Raw genomic sequence first — 19,245 nt, forward strand, 5'->3', positions numbered from 1 at the left:
AGCCTCACACTTGCGTCAGGGTCAAGCGGCGGTCACCGAGCGGTGCGGCGAGCCCGTCGGAGGTAGGCGTCCAGTGCCGCCTGCTGGTCGCTGAGCACGCTGATCCGCGCCGCGAGCCGGTCGCGGTGGCTCTGCACCTCGCGCAGGAACTCCGCGGACACCGCATCGGGCCCATCGGCCAGGGCTTCCCTGATCAACCGCACGGGCAGCCCGGACTCCAGCAGCGAGCGGATGACGAGCACCCGGTCGATGGTGGACTGGCAGTAGTCGCGGAACCCGTTGTCGAAGCGGCCGGGGACGATCAAGCCCTCGTCCTCGTAGTGGCGCAGCGATCGCGCACTCACCCCGCTGACCCGGGAAGCTTCGCCGATCTTCACCTCCGGGGCAACGTCCGGGCGCGCCGCGATCTTCCGGGCACCGATCGCCACGGCACACGTCCACCAGTGGCGGTCACTGTCCGTCACTGAACGGCCTATCAATGACCTGCGTCACGAACCATCGAGTGAATATCGTGCCGAATGCGCGACGACGGTTCCGGGTTAACCGTCACGTCACCCGGTTTTGTGACACTTGATCACAGGCGCGGCTCATCGGGGGTGTCATGGCGCGTGTTGTTGTCGTCGCAATCGCATTGGCACTCGTAGCCGTGCTCGCCCCGTCGCCGTTCGGCCACGTCGGTGTCCTGCGGCCCGCCCCGGTCACGCACGCCATGGCGGGTTCCGAGGAGGAACCGACCCGCGAGTGCCGCAACGGTCCCGAGTCGCGATCCTCCCGCAGCCGGTCGGCGCCGCCCAGACCGGCTGCGAACCCGTGCCGGAACGTGCTCGGTCCGACCCGCCGCACCGCCGTGACCGGCATCGGGCGCGGCCGGGACGAACACCTCTGCTCCTGGTCCACGCCGTCGGCTTTACAGGTGTTCCGGCACTGATCGGCGCCCCACCGCCAGTAGATCGCATCGTCCGACCAACGACGAGTGGGGTAACTCCAATGCAATTCCGTGCACGAATCCGACGCGCCCGCACGCATTCACCACGCGGTTCCCAGGAAATGGGACGAAGGGTCGTCGACCCGGACCTTTCCCTCCGCACCACCTCACGCGCAGTGAACGGCCGAGGAGCCGTCGCGTGAGCACCAGGACCGAGCGACCGACCACGCCGACCCTCTGGCCCGACGTCGGCGCGTCGCTGGTGGTGTTCCTGGTGGCGCTGCCGCTGTGCGTGGGCATCGCCGTCGCCTCCGGCGTCCCGGCGGAACTGGGCATCGTCACCGGCGTGGTGGGCGGCCTCGTGGTCGGTCTGCTGCCCGGCAGCACCATGCAGGTCAGCGGCCCGGCGGCGGGCCTGACGGTGCTGGTCGCCGACACCGTCGCGGCACACGGCCTGCGCGCGCTGGGCGTCATCGTCCTCGGCGCCGGCCTGCTCCAGGTGGCGATGGGCCTGCTGCGGCTGGGCCGCTGGTTCCGCGCCATCTCGCCCGCCGTGGTGCAGGGCATGCTCGCGGGCATCGGCCTGGTGCTCGTGCTGGGCCAGCTCTACCCGTTCGCCGGGCAGGACCAGCCCGGCACGACCGCCGCGAAGTTCGCCGGGCTGGTCGACCTGGCCCAGGCCGCGCTGACGACCGCGGCCGGTTTGAGCGGCTTGGCCGTCGGTGCGCTGACCCTGGTCGTGGCGTGGTTGTGGAAGCGCACGCCGTGGCGCGCCGTGCCGGGGATGCTGGTGGCCGTCGTGGTGGCCTCCGCGGTCGGTGTGCTGCTGCCGTTGCCGCGCATCTCGGTCGGGCCGCTGACCGACGTGGTGGACCTGGTCGACCTCTCCCTGCCGAACGCGGGTGTGCTGGGCGCGATGCTGACGTTCGCCCTGGTGGCGTCGGCGGAGAGCCTGTTCAGCGCGGCGGCCGTGGACCGCATGCACAGCGGGCCGCGCACGAGGTACAACCGGGAACTGGTCGCCCAGGGCGTCGGCAACACGGTGTGCGGTGTGCTCGGCGCGTTGCCGATGACCGCCGTGATCGTGCGCAGCGCGACCAACGTGGACGCCGGCGCCCGCACCCGGCTGTCCCGCGTGCTGCACGGCGTGTGGCTGCTGGTCTTCGTGGTGCTGCTGCCGGACGTGCTGTCGTACGTGCCGCTCGCGGTGCTGGCCGCCCTGCTGGTGCAGGCGGGCTGGAAGCTCCTGGCACCCGGCCGGGTCCTGGCCCTGGCCCGCGCCGACCGGGCGGAAGCCGCCGTCCTGGTGCTCACCGCGGGCCTGATCGTGCTGACGGACCTGCTCACCGGCACCCTCGCCGGCCTGCTGGCGGCGGTGGTCAAGACGGCCTGGGACATGTCCCGCCTGACCGTCACGGTGACCGCGCACGGCGAGGACCACCACCACGTGGCGGTGCGCGGCAATGCGACGTTCCTGAAGCTGCCCGACCTGCTGGAGACCCTGGAGGCCGTGCCGGACAGCAGGCACGTCCGCGTGGACCTGACCGGCGTCCGCCACCTCGACCAGGCGTGCGGCCAGGCGATCGACCACTGGGCCGCGGGCCGCGGCGGCGTGGAGCTGATCCACCCGGTGTCCGACTGAGGGATGTCCCGGCGCGGGGGAGCACCCCGCGCCGGGACCGCCTCACGCCTTGGCCCGCCGGGCGTGGTTGGCGTACTTGCGGGCGGCGAACCCGTGCGCCTCGGCGAGCATCGACCGGACGGCGTCGAGCGAGGTCTCGATCGGCGACACCACGCAGACCCAGTACTGGGACGCGTAATTCGGGTGCGGCATCACCTGGTCCTGCCGCGCGTGGTCGAACCCGGTGTCGAACACGCCCTTGTCGTCGCGCTCGGTGGGCACGGCGCCGAACATCGCGGTGTAGGTGGCCTTGGTCAGCCCGATGTTGAGCCGGTACACCCCGCGCCTGCTCAGGTCGGAGACCTGGTCGTAGTTGTCGGACCTCACGATCGTGGCGAACGGCAGCTGCCGCTCCGGCGGGAGGTCACCGTCCGGGTCGTAGAGGAAGAACGTGTCGCCGTACGCCTCCATGACGCGGGTCCCGGCGAAGCCGCTGATGTGATCCTTCATTTCCTCGGCAGTCACACCTTCAAGCGTATCTTGCAACTGCTGTGTGAGACTTTGGCCAAGATCATCTAGAGGGTCTGCAGACAGCTGGTGTTGATCCTTGGTCAAAGTCTCAACAGGAAGGGGCTGCCATTCTGGCTGTAGGACACCCACACCGCGTCGCGGGCGCGAGTCGCGGCCACGAAGAGCAAGCAGCGTTCGCGGAGCACGTCGTGCCCGTGTGCGATCGTGTCCTCGCGCCACCGCTGACCATCGCGGGGCCGGAGAACGACGGCCGGTAGGCGATGGCCCGCTGCCGACCGTGCAGGAAGACGCGCCACGCGGCGAACGGGTGGGCCAGGATCTCGGCGAGTTCATCCGGGCCGGACACCAGTGCGTACCGGTCGGGCGTGCGCTCGATCGCGGCGGTGATGTCGTCCGGGTCGACGGCGTCGGGCGGCGTCTCGGTCGGCAGGTGTCGGCAGACCTCTTCCCACGCCTGCTCGACGGTCATACCGGCGGCCAAGGCCACCAACGCGTCGTATTGAGGAGTCGGCAGCAGCGTCTCCAGGGCCTCCAGGTGTGCCTCGGTAGTGAGCACCCGGACGAGTGGCAGCACCTTGTCGTCGATACCCAGGGTGATGAGTTCGCTGTCCTTGACATGGGCGAACAGCCGCTCGGGCACCGCTGTGGCGACATCGCGCAGCGCTGGTTCGAGGTTGTCGAGGGCCTCCTGGTTGCGCACTTCCAGCACACCGATGGCCTGGTTGACGCTGAACACCCGACTGGTGGCGAACGCGATGGCGTCATCATGCGGGAGGACCGTCAAAAGCGTGTAGTCCTCGCCTGTCTCGGGAGCGAGGACGACTCCACGCCAAAACCCGGTGATCCGGATCGTCCGGATCCGCCGATCGCGTGACTTGGCCAGTTTCTCCAGGTGGAGGCCCGCGTGGGTGTGTTCGCCGAACTTGCCGATCGCCTCGAGGACGGATCGTTGCACGTTCTTTTCCAACTTCGCGTAATCCGAGAGGAAGTCCTTGGCGATACCCAGACGTGGCACTGGCGCACCCTCCGATCGTGGTGACTACGGATGGTAGCGCCGAGTAGGTTGTTCGATGCTTGTCCGGATCGAGGGAGTGGCGTGACGACGGTCGAAGCTTCGGTGGTACCCGTTCAGGGCCAGCTGGTCACGGTTCGTAACCGCCAGTGGGTCACCTCGGACGTCGTGCGCAGCGAGATCGCGAGCAGCGATCCGCACTTCTTCTCCACCCCGCCGACGCACCTCGTGACGCTGGTCAGCATCGAGGACGACGCCCGTGAGGAGACGCTCCAGGTCATCTGGGAGCTGGAGATCGGCGCGGTCGTCCACGAGACGGCGGTGCTGCCGGGCCCCGAACACGGCTTCGACCACCCGGCCGAGTTGGACGCCTTCCTCGACGCGGTGCGCTGGGGCGCCATCGCCTCGGCGGACACCACCGCGTTGCAGGCGCCGTTCCGCTCCGGCATCCAGATCGAGGACTACCAGCTCGACCCGGTGGTCCGCGCCCTGTCGATGCCCCGCACGAACCTGCTGATCGCCGATGACGTCGGCATGGGCAAGACGATCGAGGCCGGGCTCGTGATGCAGGAGCTGGCCCTGCGCCACCGCGCCCGCACCATGCTGATCGTCTGTCCCGCCGGCCTGACGCTCCAGTGGCGTGACGAGATGCGGGACAAGTTCGGCCTCGACTTCCGCATCGTCGACTCCGACCTGCTCAAGCAGCTGCGGCGCACGCGCGGACCGCACACCAACCCGTGGACGCACTACCCGCGCCTGATCGTCAGCATCGACTGGCTCAAGCGCACCCGGCCGATGCGCCTGCTCAACCAGGTCCTGCCGAGCGCCCCCGAGTACCCGCGGAAGTTCGACTTGCTCGTCGTGGACGAGGTGCACACCTGTGCGCCGTCCGGCCGGGGGAAGTACGCGGTCGACTCGCTGCGCACCAAAGCCATCCGAACCCTGGCCCCGCACTGCGAGCACCGCCTGTTCCTGTCCGCGACACCGCACAACGGCTACCTGGAGTCGTTCACGGCGCTGCTGGAACTACTGGACGACCAGCGCTTCGCGCGCAACGTCCGCCCGAGTGAGACCCAGCTCAAGCGGGCCATGGTGCGCAGGCTCAAGAGCGAGTTGCCGAAGAAGTGGGACGGCTCGTCCTACTTCGGCACGCGTGAACTGGACTACCTCGAGGTCGACCACTCGGCGGAGGAGCGCCACGCCCACGACCTGCTGCGCCAGTACAGCGAGAGCAGGCGCGGTAGCGGCTCTCGGACCGCCGCGGACTTCGTCACCACCCTGCTCAAGCGCCGGCTGTTCTCCTCGCCGAAAGCCTTCGCCGAGACGATCGAGGTCCACCTGGCGACGATGGCCGAACGCGAACGCGGTACCGACGACCAGCCGCTCGCCCACGCCTTGCCCGTGCTGATCGACCGCGTCACGGAGGCCGCCGACGAGGACGACGCCGACAGCACCCGCTATCGCGAGGCCGAGGCGGACGCCTTGCGTGTGGCCCGCCGCGGCGTGCCGCCGTTGTCGGCTCAGGAGAAGGCGCTGCTGGAACAGCTGCGGGACTGGGCACGAGGTGCGCAGAACCGTGCGGACCGCAAGGTCGCCGCACTGCTGGACCACCTGCGTCCGATCGTGGACGAGAAGGACGAGCGGATCATCATCTTCACCGAGTACCGCGACACCCAGCGCTGGCTGCACGAGCGGCTGCTGGGTGCCGGGTACGCGCCGGAGAAGATCGCTTTGCTCTACGGCGGCCAGGACGTCGACGACCGGGAGCGCATCAAGAACGTCTTCACCGAGGACCCGGCGCTGGACCCGGTCCGCATCCTGCTGGCGACCGACGCGGCCAGCGAGGGCATCAACCTCCAGCGCCACTGCCATCGGGTGCTGCACTGGGAGATCCCGTGGAACCCCAACCGCTTGGAGCAGCGCAACGGCCGCGTCGACCGGCACGGCCAGCCCGCGCCGGTGGTGAAGGTGCACCACTTCGTGCCGAAGGGCTGGGAGACGAAGGACTTCGCCGAGGGGTCGCTGGAGGACGAGTTGGCCTTCCTGGAGGTCGCCGTCCGCAAGGTGCACCAGATCCGGGAAGACCTGGGCAGCGCGGGCGAGGTGATCGCCGCGCAGATCGAGCAGAAGATGGTCGGTGAGCGCAGCGACTGGCAGACCGCCGACCGGGAGATCGTCCAACGCTCCGGCCGGGCGCGCTTGAAGGTCGAACGCGACCTCGCCCGTGATCTGGAACGGCTGACCGAGGAGCTGCGGTCCAGCCGCGCCAGGCTGAACCTGCACCCGGAGACCGTGCAGCGGGTGGTGAGCACTGCGCTGCGACTGGCCCACCGTCAGGACCTGCGGCCCGCGACACCGCCGCCGGGCTTCAGCGGCGAGGTGTTCCGGCTGCCCGAACTGCCGGGCGCCTGGGCCTCGGCTCGCAACGATGGCCTGCGCCACCCCGTCACCGGTGATGAGCGGCCGGTCAGCTTCGACCAGGAGGCCGTTGGCGGGCGCACCGACGTCGTGCTCCTGCACCTTGGTCACCGCCTGGTCCAGATGTGCATGAGGCTGCTGCGGGCCGAGTTGTGGGCGCAGACCAAGGCCGGTGCGGGTGGGAAGCTGCGCCGCATCACCACGCGGGTCGTCCCCGGCGACACCCTGCGCGTGCCCGCGGTGATCGCCCACGGTCGCGTCGTCGTGACCGGTGCGGACGGCAGCCGCCTGCACGAGGAGATCGTCTCCGCGGGCGGCCTGATCGAGCAGGGCAAGTTCTCACTCATCCGTCGGGTCGATGAGGTGGACGCCCTGCTGGCCGCCGCGTCCGAGGAACCCGCCGACGCCATGCGCGACAAGTTCACCGAGTTGTGGCCGGCGTTGTCCGGTCCCCTGGCCAAGGCCTTGAACACCCGCGCCGACCAGCGGCTGCGCAGCATGCGGGCGATGCTGCGGGACCGTTGTGACGAGGAGGTCGAGGGCATCGGCAAGGTGTTGGAGGAACTCGCGACCTCCATCAAGACCGCCTTGAACGACTCGGAAGTGTGGCAGCAGCCGAGCCTGTTCGAGATCGACGAACGCGACCAGCTCAACGCCGACCGCGACGCGCTGCGCGCCCGCCTTGAGGCGATCCCGGAGCAGCGGGAACGGGAGGAGAAGGCGTTGCGCCGCCGTTACGCCGACCCCACGACGCGATGGTTCCCGGTGGCGGTGACGCTGCTGGTGCCGTCCGCCATCGCACGAGGAGCAACCCGATGACCACCACGTCGGCCAAGTCGTCCCGGGCACGACGCCCCAAGGCGCCCAACGGGATGCGGCAGAGTGCGGTGGAGCAGCACGCCGAGTGGATCGCGCTGCTGCGCCCGGACGGCCCGTTCATCGGCCTGCCGGTGCTCACCGCCGCGTTCCCGAACGGCGTCGAAGCGATGCCCCAGCCGTTGCGGGAACGGGTGCGGCAGGCGTGGTCGGAGTTCGACGCGGAGCCGGAACGGTTGCGGGTGCTGTGGCAGGACTTCGTGTTCGGCGACTTGTTGCGCTACCCGCCGTCCGTGCTGCGGGACACGGCGCTGGCCGAGTTCGACATCGAAGGTCCGGTCAAGCCCGATCAGGTGGCGATCGGCCCGGACGCCCAGGCACCCGGCGGACGGGCGGCGCGGTTGCACGTCTACCGCCACGAGGTCGAGCCCGAGCTGGCCGCGCGGGTGTGCCGGGACACCGGAACGCCGTTGGCCCTGCTCACCGATGGCCGTTTCTGGACCCTCGTGCACGCTCGCCCCGGCGGCCCCACGAGTACCGCTGTCTTCGATGCGGACCTGTGGTCAGAGGAGCCGCTGCTGCTGCGCGCGTTCGCGACTCTGCTGTCCGCGCAGCGGGTCCTTGCGCCTGCGGACCGGCCGGACACGCTGGCCGCGTTGTTCGCGCGGACCGAGGACGAGCAGTCCCAGGTCACCGACACGTTGGGTGGGCAGGTCCGGCAGGCGGTGGAGCTACTGGTCGGTGAGTTCGCCAGGCTCGACCGGGAGGCCGGTGGTGCGCTGCTGGCGGACGTGGGGGAGCGGGAGATCTACCGTGCCGCGCTGACGACGTTGATGCGCCTGGTGTTCCTGCTGTACGCGGAGCAGCGGGAGCTGCTGCCGATCAAGGACCCGGTGTACGCGGGTGGGTACGCGGTGACGGAGCTGTACCAGCAGCTGACCGAGGACCGTGACCGTTACGGCGAGGAGGTCGGCGACCGGCGCAGTGCCGCCTGGTTCCGGTTGCTGGCGATGTTCAGCGCGATTCATGGTGGGTGCGAGCACCCGGAGCTGCGTATTCCGGCGCACGGTGGCTCGTTGTTCGACCCTGCCGCGCACGCCTGGTTGGCGACCATGCAGGTGACGGACCGGGTCGTGCACGAGATCCTGGACGCGTTGCTGGTCTTGAAGCACCGCAGCAAGGCGGCGGAGCGGTTGAGCTACACGGGGTTGGACGTCGAGCAGATCGGCCACGTGTACGAGGGTTTGCTGGAGTTCTCGTGCAAGAAGGTCGATGAGCCGTACGTCGGGTTGATCGGCAAGCTGGAGCCCGAGCTGTCGTTGGCGGCGGTCGAGGCCGGGGTGAACTACAAGGACGTTTGCGACCTCACGCCGAAGCAGGTCGAGAAGGCGCTGGCTGCCCAACCCACGGCGAACGACTTGGCCGCGTTGCATGCGGCTTGCGACAACGATTCCGAGCTGGCCGAGCGCGTGCGGCCGTTCTGGGGGTTGCTGCGCAAGGATCTTCGCGGCGAGCCCACGGTGTTCCCGGCCGGGTCGGTGCTGTTCACCAAGGTTGACGATCGACGGGCGACCGGTACTCACTACACGCCCAAGGCGTTGGCGCGGGAGGTTGTCGAGCACACCCTTGAGCCGTTGTGTTACGTGCGGGATGGCAGTGGCGAGAAGGTGTTGCGGCCGGAGAAAGAGTTGCTGGCGCTGAAGGTGTGTGACCCGACGATGGGATCGGGCGCGTTCCTCGTGTCGGCTTGTGACTACCTCGCGGCGCGGTTGGTGGAGGCCTGGGAGCGCGACGGTTACCCCGATGGTGTTGGTGGGACTGCGGAGGACGTGAAGCTCGCCGCGATGCGGCGGGTGGCGGCCAAGTGCATCTACGGGGTGGACCGGGATGACATGGCGGTCGAGCTGGCCAAGCTGTCGCTGTGGTTGGTCACGTTGGAACGCAACAAGCCGTTCGGCTTCCTCGATCACGCGCTGCGGTGTGGTGACTCGCTCATCGGGGTCGTGAACGAGCGTCAGGTCGAACGCTTCCACCTCGATCCTGACAACGCACCCGAGCAGGGCTGGACTCGTGGTGTCGCGGTCGAATTGATCGGTCCTGTGCTCGCCGATGTGACCGAGTTGCGGCAGAAGATCGAATCGGCGCCGGCGGAGCACAACGACCAACTCAAGGAGAAGGCCGCCGACCTCGCCCGTGCCGATGGGCTGACCCGCAGGTTGCGACTGGCAGCCGATGCCGTGGTGGGTGCTGCGCTGAGCACGGCCGGTGAAGGCAACAAGCGCTACATGGATCGACTGTCCGGGGTGTTTGACGAGGCCGTTGACCAGTTGGAGGAGCGAGCCACCGACTCTCCTGCGGAGAGAGCAATGGTCGTCATGGTGAACGACTGGCTGAAGGGCAGCCGATCCCAGCCGATCCGGCCGTTCCACTGGGCGCTGGAGTTCCCAGAAGTCATGCGACGCGGCGGCTTCGACGCGATCGTGGGCAACCCGCCATTCATCGGGGGCAAGCGAGTCAGTGGTGCGCTCGGAGTCGATGTGCGGGAGTACCTGAAGCAGCGGATTGCCAGGGACAAGCCTGGCAACGCTGACCTCTGCTCCTACTTCCTGCTGCGAGACCTGGAGGTTGCGTCCTCTGGTCGGGTAGGTGTCATCGCGACCAACACCATCGCGCAGGGCGACACCCGTGAGGTCGGCCTGGATCAAGCTGTGGACAAGGGATGGCGGGTCTATCGCGCGGTGAAATCACAGCCATGGCCGGGAACAGCCTCACTTGAGGTGTCATTGTTGTGGGTGGGCCGTGAAGATCAAGAGTCTTGTTGGCTGGACGGCGTTGAGGTCAGCGGTATCACGCCGTCGCTTGATCCGCGGTCGAGAGTTTCCGGCAATGCCTACCGCCTCATCGCCAACGCCGGTCAATCTTTTCAGGGTAGCCTGGTTCTCGGTGATCGGTTCTTTCTTTCTCCGGATACTGCGAAAAATCTTATCATGCAAGACGATCGCAACCGAGAGGTGGTATTTCCGTATCTCAACGGAGAGGAATTGAACTCTCGCCCGGACTGCTCGGCCGGTCGATGGGTGATCAACTTTCACACGTGGGATGAGAAGCGCGCTGCGACATATCTCGATGTTTTCCGGATCGCAGAAGAGATGGTAAAGCCGGATCGCGAAGAGAAAGCAGCTGGCAGTTATGCGGGCCTCATGGATCGTTGGTGGCAATACTGGCGTCCTCGTGCCGAGTTGTATAGGGCGATATCTGGACTCGATCGAGTGCTGGTTATTGCGCGGGTCAGCAAGACTGGGTTGCCTGTTTGGGTGCCAACCGGGCAGGTGATCAGCGATGCAACGGTAGTCTTTAGTTTCGATCGAGACGGATTCTTGGCGCTGTTGTCGAGCAATGTTCACTTCGCATGGTGGACCACGAAGGGGGAGTCGACCATGCGGACCGATGCGCGGTACACGCCATCGGATGGCTTTGAGACGTTTCCGCAGCCTGAGTTGACGGCGCGGATGGATCGGGTGGGGGATGAACTGCACTCGTTCCGGCGTCGGGTGATGCTTGGTCGTCAGCTTGGGTTGACCAAGCTTTACAACCGGGTGCATGACGAGTCGGTCGGCAATGACGCTGAGGTTGAGCGGTTGCGGGAGATTCATGTCGAGGTCGACTACGCGGTGGCGGAGGCGTATGGGTGGACCGACTTGGACCTCAAGCACGGGTTCTATGACACGCGGCAGGGGCGGCGGTTCACGATCGATCCCATGGTGCAGGTGGAGATCCTTGATCGGTTGTTGGAGCTCAACCACCAGAGGCACGCTGAGGAAGTGGCGCAGGGGTTGCACTCCAAGGCGAAGGGCAAGCGGAAGGCCGCTTCCGTTGCCCAGCCGTCGATCGCCGGTGAGTTGTTCCCGCCCGAAGGGGCGTTGTTCTAGTCGAGCGCGCCGGACTTGATCGCGTCGAGCCAGGTGCGGGTGACGGTCACCGTGCCCGCGTCCGGGTTTTTGCTGTCCCGTAGCCGGTACCGCTCGCCGTCCACTGCCACCTCGACGCAGTTGCCGCCTCCGGTGCCGCCGCTGCCCGAGTAGCTGCTCTTGCGCCAGTTGGTCATCCCACGTCCCTCGCGTCGCCGGTTAGGTGTAAGTCTTCACCGCCTCCCTGATCGCGTCCAGCGAGTCGGCAGGTGACAGTGATCGTTCGGTGAGGATGCCCCACCGCTCAGTGCACACGCGTACCTGGGCGCGGTCTTCGATGTAGACGGCGCCGCCAGGTCCCTCGGCGTAGCCGAAGTCGGGGATTGGCTCGGGCAATGTCAGGATGGAGAACGGTCCGTCCACCGCCGGAGTGGCACCGGCCGACTTCGGGAGAATCTGGACCGTGATGTGGTCGGCCTCCGACGTGTCGAGCAGCCGCTGAAGTTGGTTGCGCATTACCAAGTTGGTGCCGATCGGGCGTTCCAAGATCGCCTCGTCGAGGATCACGTGGAATCGCAACGGGTCTGGCCGGGCGAGCACCTGCTGCCGTGCCAGTCGGGCGATCACGCGGCGGTCCACGACCTCGTAGGCCATGCCGGGGTTGGCGCCGTAGATCAGCGCCCGCGTGTAGTCGGCGGTCTGGAGCAGGCCCGGAACGACCATCGTCTCGAACTCGCGCAACGCCACGAGTGCCGCTTCGACGCTCAGGAACTCGTGGAAGTCGCCGGGCAGGTCCTTGCGCAGCGCCAGCCAGTACCCGCGCTCGTTCACGGTCGACGCCAAGCCCAGCATCCAGCTCCGCACGCTGTCATCGGTGACCCCGTACAGGTCGAGCAACTGCTCGACCTCGTGCCGCTTGACGCCCTGCTCGCGCGTCTCGATCCGGCCCAGTTTCGAGCGTGACCACTTGCCCGTGCCTGCGCGGAGGCGTTCCGCGGCCTGTTCGATGCTCAATCCGTTGCTCTCGCGCAACTGCCGCAGGGTCTCGGTGAGCTGCCACCTCCGCACGGTCGCGTTGACCGCTCCACCGCTGTCCTGACTCACTGCTGTCCTCCGAAAAGGTGAAGAAAGTGGGTTCCCATTTTCAACTCGGGTCGCTCGCGGCACTCTAGCGCTACACCAGGTGATCAATCAGCTACGACACGGAGGCAGGCACATGTCGCTCACCGAGCAGGAGCAGTACGAGGAGTTCGTGACCGACCTGGTCGCCGAGGGGAAGCCGCGCCTGTTCGCCGTCCTGCGGGAGTTCGGCGTGCACCAGGACGCCGAAGTCGCGGCGTGGGGGATGGCGTGGGACGGCCATGTCGAACTGGTGTCACGGGGCGGCGCGTCGCGGATGAGTTCCGAGTCGGCGGAGCGGGCGTTGCGCCTGTTCGGTGGCGGTGGTGAGGACGTCTCGGCGCGGCTCGTCTGGGTCGACTCGACCTCGGCGTCCTGAGCCGCTGCCCACCGACACGGGTGGCGTGATGGACTCCGCGTTGTTGGACGAGTGGCTGGCCGAGTTGGTCCGGCGCCGCTGGACGTTCCACTACGTGCCGAACCGTGAGTCACCCGAGGCGATCGCGGCTGTCTTCCGGTGGCGGGGCGTCGCCGTCGCGGACGTGATCGTCCTGATCCACGAGGGCTACGCCTGGGGCTATCGGGTGGTGTTGCCGACCCCGGGCGCGGACCCGTTCCGGCCGGAGGTGCTGGTCTACTCCTGCGAGGACACCGCGATCAGGACGATCAGGGAAGTCCTGACCATCCCGTCGCCGGGACATTCCGCGATGCCCGTCCTGCCGGCCGTTGTCACGGAGTCGGAGCGGGCGCTCGCCGGCAAGTTCACCGCGCGGCGGTGCGTCATTCGACCGCCGCAGGTCTGAAGCGCCGAGTGATCGGTGATGGGATTCAACCGGCTTGCGATTGATCAATGCGCATTCGGCTGGAATATATTCAGTGTTGTCGGGCTTGCCGGGTGCTGGTAGCTTCGCAAACGTGCTGGGGAGGCACATCTCGGGACGGGGGTCCTGTAGGTTTTAGTGCGCGCACGCGCGGGGGTTTTTTCGTTCGTGGCCTCTCGGGCTGTTGTTTCCGCAACGACGAAGGCGAGCGATGTCAACACATTTCATGCGATCGGGGCGCGCGCGTATGCGGGTTCTGGTCACGGCGCTGATTGCATCCGGAATAGTGGTGGGTGGAGTCCTGCCCGCGTCGGCGAATCCCGATGCGATTCCACCGGACCTGTTGTCCGAGGGCACCGTGGTGTCCTCGGAGTTGCGGTTCTTCCCGGCGAACGAGGTCGGGGCGACCGGTGACACGGGTGCCCGTTCCGGGGCGCGGCCCAGCCTGGAGCAGTTACGGCAGGAGGACCGCGACGCCACGGCGACCTATCAGTCGGACTACGGTCCGCCGCAGGTCACCGCGCAGGACTGGTCCCCGCCGCCGTTCGAGTACGACTACATCACGAGCGCCTACGAGTGCCAGGACCACGCGGACCAGGCCGGGTCGGCTGATGGCTGGATCAAGAACCACTACGCGTTCTGCCGGATCATGAAGGGCGAGAAGGGCGACCGGGTCTGCGCCGGGAGCATCTGCTTCGTGGTGAAGTCGAGCTTCCGCGTCACGATCCTGGGGTTCGGGTCCGAGCGCGACCGGGCCGTCCGGTTCGTCACGTTCGTGGACCAGATCGTGTCGAACACCCCGGCGCTCAAGGAAGCGACCTTCCTCAAGTTGGACTTGGAGTGCACGCCGTTGGTCAACGGCGATGAATGCACCGAGGACCCGCAGAACCCCACGGAGTCGGAGAAGTCGCTGGCCGAGTGGGAGCGGGTGCCGGCCTACTTTACGCGTTTCACGTCGACGGCTCCCGCGCTGACGCCGGAGAACCCCAACCGCCTCGGCTACATGGACTTCTGGTCGCGCGCCACTGCCAGGGTGGTGGGGATTCCGGGCTCCAAGCCCCAGTCGCAGGACAGCCCGCCGCAGAAGGTTCGGTACGACAGCGTCAACTACCTGAACCTCAACGGTCACAACGGTGCGATCTTCAGTCGGGTCAAGGCCGTCATCCACTTCCCCGTGAGTCGTCCGGAGTTCGCCGCGATGACGGAGTCCGCGGCGCACTACCGACTCGCGATGCAGTCGCCACAGCTCACCATCCCGCGCATCGACGGCAAGACCATCCCCGGCGCTGTGGAGGGTGAGGCCCTCACGAGGTGGTACTTCAACAACACCAACCAGAACCGCACCGAGGCGGTGAAGGCGTGCGTCGCCGAGTGGGGCGCCGGCTACGCCGAGGGCGGCAAGTACCAGTGCGACGAATACCCGTTCAACGCCACGCACCAAGGCGCCGCCCGGGGTGACGGGCGGTTCTCGGTCGCCCGCGTCCCCGGCCCGGACAACGAGGCCGCCGGCAGGTGGTTGGGCGCCTGGTACTCCTACGACCGCATCTTGGACAGCGACGCGTTCCACGTCAACGCGACACCGTGACGGTGGGCGGGACGGGCGGTCATCCCGTCCGTCCCGCTCCTCACCGCGGCCAGAACTGCATCACCCAGTGCTCGACGACTTCTCCGGTGTAGGGCATGAACCCCGCTTCGAGAGCGGCCGCCCGGCCTCGGCAGCACACCCGAACCGCATACACGCCGGGTGGTCCCACCCGCAGGGTCTCCTCCGACACCCCGGCCGTCACGGCGGCGAGCCGCAGCACTCCCGACGTCAAGGTGATCTCGTCCGCCCACACCGCGTCCCATGGTCCTTCCGGCGACTCGGGCGGCTCGTCCCACGACTCCAGTCGTACGCCGGCCCGGTGCATCGCCCCGCCGCTGCGGAAGATGGCGCCGTTCTTGCCGGTCAACATGGTCTTCGGTGTGCCCAACGCGCCCCACCCGGGTTCGCCGGGCTCGACTCGGTCGTCGTCGATCAGGCCGAACACGTTCCACTCGACGTCCGCGTGGTCGTCCAACGCGGCCAGCATGCTTGCCACCACAGCCCCCTCGGCGGTCGCTTCCCGTGATGGTTCACCAGCATGCCCGCCCTCGGCCGCCACGACATCCGGTCAGAACAGCGATCCCTCGCTCGGCGTCGGTGTCGCCGCGCGGCCGGCCTTCCGCTTGGCGTGCAGGCCCTTCGCGACTTCCTCGGCGTAACGCTGGTGGTTGAGTTCGAGCAGCCGGTCCAGCACTTCCACCTGCGCCACCGGACCGATCGTGAACCGGCGACCTTGGCGTGTGTTGTGAAAGCCGTGTCGTAGGTCGAGGTCGGACCACCCGTACGCGGCCGCGGTCGCCTCGTCCACCTCGACGTGGATCTCCCGCAGGCGCCGCACCTCCGGGTCGGTGACGGACTCGTCGTGCACGAGGTTGTACAGCTTCGTGAGGCCGAGTTGCCGGTCCAGCATCACGCCCCGGCGAAACCGGTGCAGTTTCTCGCCCACCCGGTCCATCCGCGCGGTCAGCGACGGCTGTGGAAACGTCTCGAACCCGTCGGACGGTGTGTATCGCAAACGAGCCTCAAGGGTCGACTCGCCCTTGGATGTCCACCAGGTGAAGTGCAGATTGCTCGACAGCAAGGACAAGTAGGCGTCCCGGTCAGTGGCAAAGACGCCTAACATGTGGGACAACACCTGCTTCGTCGGTACCCACGCCGGCAGTCCGGTTTTGCTCACCAGCGCGATCACCAATACCCGGTCCAGCCCCGCGAGAGCACGCAGCATCGCCGGCCGTTTTTCGCCGTATTGCCACCAGTAGTCCCGGTAGACTTTCCGGTTGTTGGTCATGCGGAACGACTTCACGTTCTGTTTCACGATGCTGAAGCAACCGGAGTACTCCGCTGCCCGGCGCTCGTCCCAGTCATGAAAGTTGATTGCCCACCGAGTTGCCGAACAGTCGGGCTTGGAGTTGAGGTCTTCGCCATTGAGATAGGGAAACAGGACATCTTGATTGCGACTGTCCTGGTCGATCAACCCAGCCGCTGCCTCCGGGTCGAGTAGGAACCCTGTGCCCAGGATGTAGGAGCCGATGAATGACTGCCCGGCGTTCGCGAGCAAGCGGTACGGGTTGCCGGATGTGCGGGAAGGAAGGGTGAGCGAGGGGGTGACACCGCTGACCTTGTTGCCGTCGAGGTAGAAGACCTCGCCTTCGTCGGTCCTGCCCACCCAGAGCATCGACACCTCCAGCGATGCCTTGCCGGGCCAGGGTTGGGACTTGACCGCGCGGTAGATCTGCCAGCCCAGGTCGACAGCCTGGTCGAGTCCGACTTCACGGGTGTCGCCCTGGGCGATCGTGTTGGTGGCGATGATCCCGACACGGCCACCGGCCGAGATCTCCAGGTTCCGCAGGAGGAAGTACGAGCAAATATCGGCGCTTCCGCGCTTCCCCCTGGCTAATCGGGTGACCAGGTACTCCCGTACATCGTGGCCCACTGAACCGGTCAGGCGCTGACCGCCGATAAAGGGAGGGTTTCCTACTATTGCGTCGAAGCCACCCCGTCGCATGACTTCCGGAAACTCCAGTGCCCAGTGGAAAGGTCGCAGAGGACGAGTTCGGTCACCGGTGAGCCAGTCGGTCACGACCTGCCGCACCTTCAGTTCCGCCGGGCCGTCGTCCCGGTCCTCGGTCAGCAGGCCGATGGCCTCTTCCGACAGCGCGGTGAGCCGGTCGCGGTAGCGCTGTTCCCCCTGGCCGAAAGTCGACAGGGCCGCGCCGACCACGACATCGGCGATGAGTCTCAGCCGCCGTGTCAGTCGGTCCGCACGGCTGAGCTTCTCCTGCTTCTCGTTGATCTGCCGGATGTCGTCGGCGGCGCGGTCCTCGATGCAGCTGCGGAGTTCGGCGACCTCGGCGAGCACCGGGCTGATGAGTTCTTCGGCGATCCCGAACGTCCACCGGCCCGAGTCCACACCCGCACGGTCGGGATCGAGGTGGAAGCGCTCGACCTGGCGTTCGCTCACCAGGCCGATGAGGGAGTCCCCGGTGCGCAGGGCGTGGTCAACGAAGCTGAACGGCCTGCCCTTGGAGAGCGTCAGCAGCCACAGGGAAAGCTTCGCCAAGTCCACGGCGAGGTCGTCGCGGTCGACGCCGTAGAGGCATCTTGCCGCGACCATGCGGAGTGCAGCGAGCCGAATGTCGTCCGGGGTGCCGCCGACTCCGTCGGGTAGACCCTCCCGTTCCCACGCTTCCGTCAGGCGTTCGGCCAGGTACTCGCACGCCGACACGAGGAATCCGCCGGAGCCCATGGTCGGGTCGCAGATCTTGAGCTCCAACAACTCGTCGGCCGTGCGGGGACGCGATTCGCCGGAGCTGTCACGTACCCGGCAAAGCGGGGCGAGAGTGTGCTGGACAATTTCGCGAGCGAGTGCGCGAGGGGTGTAGTACGTGCCCGTGGCACGCCGCCCACTGTCGTTGGTGAACACGACGGACTTCGCCGGGAAAACGGTCGGTGCGCCACGCAGGTCTTTGCGCAGCAGTCCCCAGAAGGGCTTGACCCGTTCGGCCAGGGCGGAGTCGTTGTCGCAGGCGGCGTGGAGGGCGGCGAGATCGGCGGGAGTGGGTTCGGTCGCGAGTGCCTTCTCCGCCTGCTTGGCGGTGAGGCCGCAGATCTCCTTGAAGTCCGGCCGACTTTCGACGTGGGTGAGCGGGAGTTCAGGTTCGCGCTTGCCGATCAAGCCCAGGTAAGGCTCATTCACCTTGCGGCACGAGAAATCTAGCAGGCCTTCGTAAACGTGGCCTATTTGTTCGACGTCAAGTGCCTGATAGCTGAGCCGTTCGGCAGCCTTGCCGCGATGTTTCAAAACCAGCAGCGATTCCAGGACCTCGTGCACCACCCGATCCGTGACGGGCATCGCGGCGAGCCAAGGGGAGACCGCCGGATCGAAGATCGAACCGCCGTGGGCCGCGATTCGCAGGTCGGGGTGCTCGCTGCCGCGGTGCACCGCGGTGAACGTGGCCAGCAGCCGCAGCCACGCGGCGCTGCGGCGGTCGCCGACTTCTTCGCCGTGTCGGTCGCGGTCCTCGCTGAGCTGCTGGTGTAGCGTCGTCACCGCATAGCCGTCGCGGTAGACCGGGTCCTTGACGGGCAGCAGTTCGCGCTGCTCGGCGTAGAGCAGGAAGACGAGGCGCATCAACGTTCTCAACGCGCCCCGGTAGAGGCTCCGTTCATCGACGTCGCCCAACGCCGTCCCGCGTGCTTCCCGATCGAGCCGGGAGAACTCGCCGACCAGCAGCTCCACCGCCCGTCGAACCTGTTCCCCCAGCGTGCCGGTGATCTGGGTTTGCTCGTCCTCGGTGCGTGAGAACAACGCGGCCAGGCTGTCCCGCCGCTCCACCGGCGCCAACACCCGCCGCGGTGACAGCAGCGAGGCGAAGGCGCGCAGCAGGACGGGTTCGTCCGACCAGAGATCGACATCGAACACCGCGGAACTGGTGGGTCCGCCCGGGCGTGCGTGGATCAGCGTCCAGAAACGGCCATCGGTCGACAGCGCCAAGGGAGTCCCCGTGTCGCGGCACACACGAGCCGCCAGTTCGGGGTCGACCTCGCGGCGGTAGACGTGCAGGCGTGCCGTGTGATCACCGGACGCGGCCGGGCCGAGCACGACCTGGTCCGGTTTGACCGGCCCGACGATGTCCAAACCGGACACTGCGGTTTCCCGAAGGGTGGCCGCCGGGTAGCGGAGCAGTTCGCCGAGTACGAAGTCGTGCCAGGGTGCTCGAATGCGGTCGGGCTCGGCGTCGAACTCGGCCCAGGCTTGGCGGGTCCGTTCCCGCAAAGTGCGGGGAAGGGTGTCGACCCCGCTCGGGAAAACGTCGATGAGCACGGGAAGTCCGATGAACGGACCGGTCGGGCGTAACAGTGCCAGCCATTCACCGTGCTGTTCCGCAACGCTTTGCGACGGTCTGGCCGCCGATTTCGTATCTACTGCCGATCGATTGATCTGCCGCGTTTTGCTCGCCACGCCGGGCGTATCTGCGGCGCGTACCGC

Annotated in this window: 13 protein-coding genes; 6 read left to right on the top strand and 7 right to left on the bottom strand. The window is 67.3% G+C overall.

What is annotated here, in order from left to right; translation table 11 throughout:
* Nucleotides 1–32 precede the first annotated feature (32 nt).
* Nucleotides 33–428, bottom strand: coding sequence for a MerR family transcriptional regulator (locus A6A25_RS14995; RefSeq protein WP_241828700.1), 396 nt, complete (start codon nt 426–428; stop codon nt 33–35).
* A gap of 696 nt (nt 429–1,124) precedes the next feature.
* Here A6A25_RS14995 and A6A25_RS15005 point away from each other — a divergent pair.
* A complete protein-coding gene (locus A6A25_RS15005) occupies nt 1,125–2,567 on the top strand; it encodes a SulP family inorganic anion transporter (RefSeq protein WP_073889779.1) in 1,443 nt (480 codons plus the stop codon).
* 42 nt (nt 2,568–2,609) lie between these two features.
* Here A6A25_RS15005 and A6A25_RS15010 read toward each other — a convergent pair whose 3' ends face one another.
* Nucleotides 2,610–3,071, bottom strand: coding sequence for a DUF6194 family protein (locus A6A25_RS15010; RefSeq protein ID WP_241828701.1), 462 nt, complete (start codon nt 3,069–3,071; stop codon nt 2,610–2,612).
* A 94-nt stretch (nt 3,072–3,165) separates the two neighbouring features.
* The gene (locus A6A25_RS15015; protein ID WP_073889784.1) at nt 3,166–4,092 is read right to left on the bottom strand and encodes a hypothetical protein; all 927 of its coding nucleotides are present in this window, start codon (nt 4,090–4,092) and stop codon (nt 3,166–3,168) included.
* 81 nt (nt 4,093–4,173) lie between these two features.
* Between A6A25_RS15015 and drmD the strand changes: the two genes are divergently transcribed.
* Entirely contained in the window at nt 4,174–7,326 is a 3,153-nt protein-coding gene (drmD, locus tag A6A25_RS15020) for a DISARM system SNF2-like helicase DrmD (RefSeq protein WP_198932700.1), read from the top strand.
* The gene (locus A6A25_RS15025) at nt 7,323–11,252 is read left to right on the top strand and encodes an Eco57I restriction-modification methylase domain-containing protein (RefSeq protein WP_083668336.1); all 3,930 of its coding nucleotides are present in this window, start codon (nt 7,323–7,325) and stop codon (nt 11,250–11,252) included. Before drmD ends, A6A25_RS15025 begins: the two co-directional genes overlap by 4 nt.
* Here A6A25_RS15025 and A6A25_RS15030 read toward each other — a convergent pair.
* Together A6A25_RS15030 and A6A25_RS15035 are read right to left on the bottom strand one after the other, a co-directional pair.
* Nucleotides 11,249–11,428, bottom strand: a complete 180-nt coding sequence (locus tag A6A25_RS15030; RefSeq protein WP_073889791.1) for a DUF397 domain-containing protein — start codon at nt 11,426–11,428, stop codon at nt 11,249–11,251. The genes A6A25_RS15025 and A6A25_RS15030 overlap by 4 nt on opposite strands.
* A 22-nt stretch (nt 11,429–11,450) precedes the next feature.
* Nucleotides 11,451–12,335 (bottom strand): helix-turn-helix domain-containing protein, encoded by an 885-nt coding sequence (locus A6A25_RS15035; protein ID WP_073889793.1) that lies wholly within the window; start codon nt 12,333–12,335, stop codon nt 11,451–11,453.
* Nucleotides 12,336–12,447: 112 nt separating this feature from the next.
* Between A6A25_RS15035 and A6A25_RS15040 the strand changes: the two genes are divergently transcribed.
* The 3 genes from A6A25_RS15040 (at nt 12,448) to A6A25_RS15050 (ending at nt 14,756) form a co-directional block, all read left to right on the top strand.
* The gene (locus tag A6A25_RS15040; RefSeq protein ID WP_073889796.1) at nt 12,448–12,729 is read left to right on the top strand and encodes a hypothetical protein; all 282 of its coding nucleotides are present in this window, start codon (nt 12,448–12,450) and stop codon (nt 12,727–12,729) included.
* A gap of 28 nt (nt 12,730–12,757) precedes the next feature.
* Nucleotides 12,758–13,153: a hypothetical protein gene (locus tag A6A25_RS15045; protein ID WP_073889798.1), complete on the top strand. Its 396-nt coding sequence runs from the start codon at nt 12,758–12,760 to the stop codon at nt 13,151–13,153.
* A 265-nt stretch (nt 13,154–13,418) separates the two neighbouring features.
* Nucleotides 13,419–14,756, top strand: a complete 1,338-nt coding sequence (locus tag A6A25_RS15050) for a NucA/NucB deoxyribonuclease domain-containing protein (RefSeq protein WP_143193157.1) — start codon at nt 13,419–13,421, stop codon at nt 14,754–14,756.
* Between the two features lie 40 nt (nt 14,757–14,796).
* On the opposite strand, the gene A6A25_RS15055 is transcribed toward A6A25_RS15050, so the two are convergent.
* Both A6A25_RS15055 and A6A25_RS15060 read right to left on the bottom strand, forming a co-directional pair.
* Nucleotides 14,797–15,252 (bottom strand): hypothetical protein, encoded by a 456-nt coding sequence (locus tag A6A25_RS15055; protein WP_143193158.1) that lies wholly within the window; start codon nt 15,250–15,252, stop codon nt 14,797–14,799.
* Nucleotides 15,253–15,324: 72 nt separating this feature from the next.
* The gene (locus A6A25_RS15060; RefSeq protein WP_198932701.1) at nt 15,325–19,218 is read right to left on the bottom strand and encodes an Eco57I restriction-modification methylase domain-containing protein; all 3,894 of its coding nucleotides are present in this window, start codon (nt 19,216–19,218) and stop codon (nt 15,325–15,327) included.
* Between the last annotated feature and the right edge of the window lie 27 nt (nt 19,219–19,245).

The organism is Saccharothrix sp. CB00851 (assembly GCF_001905065.1).
In the GTDB taxonomy this organism is placed as follows: Bacteria; Actinomycetota; Actinomycetes; order Mycobacteriales; family Pseudonocardiaceae; genus Actinosynnema.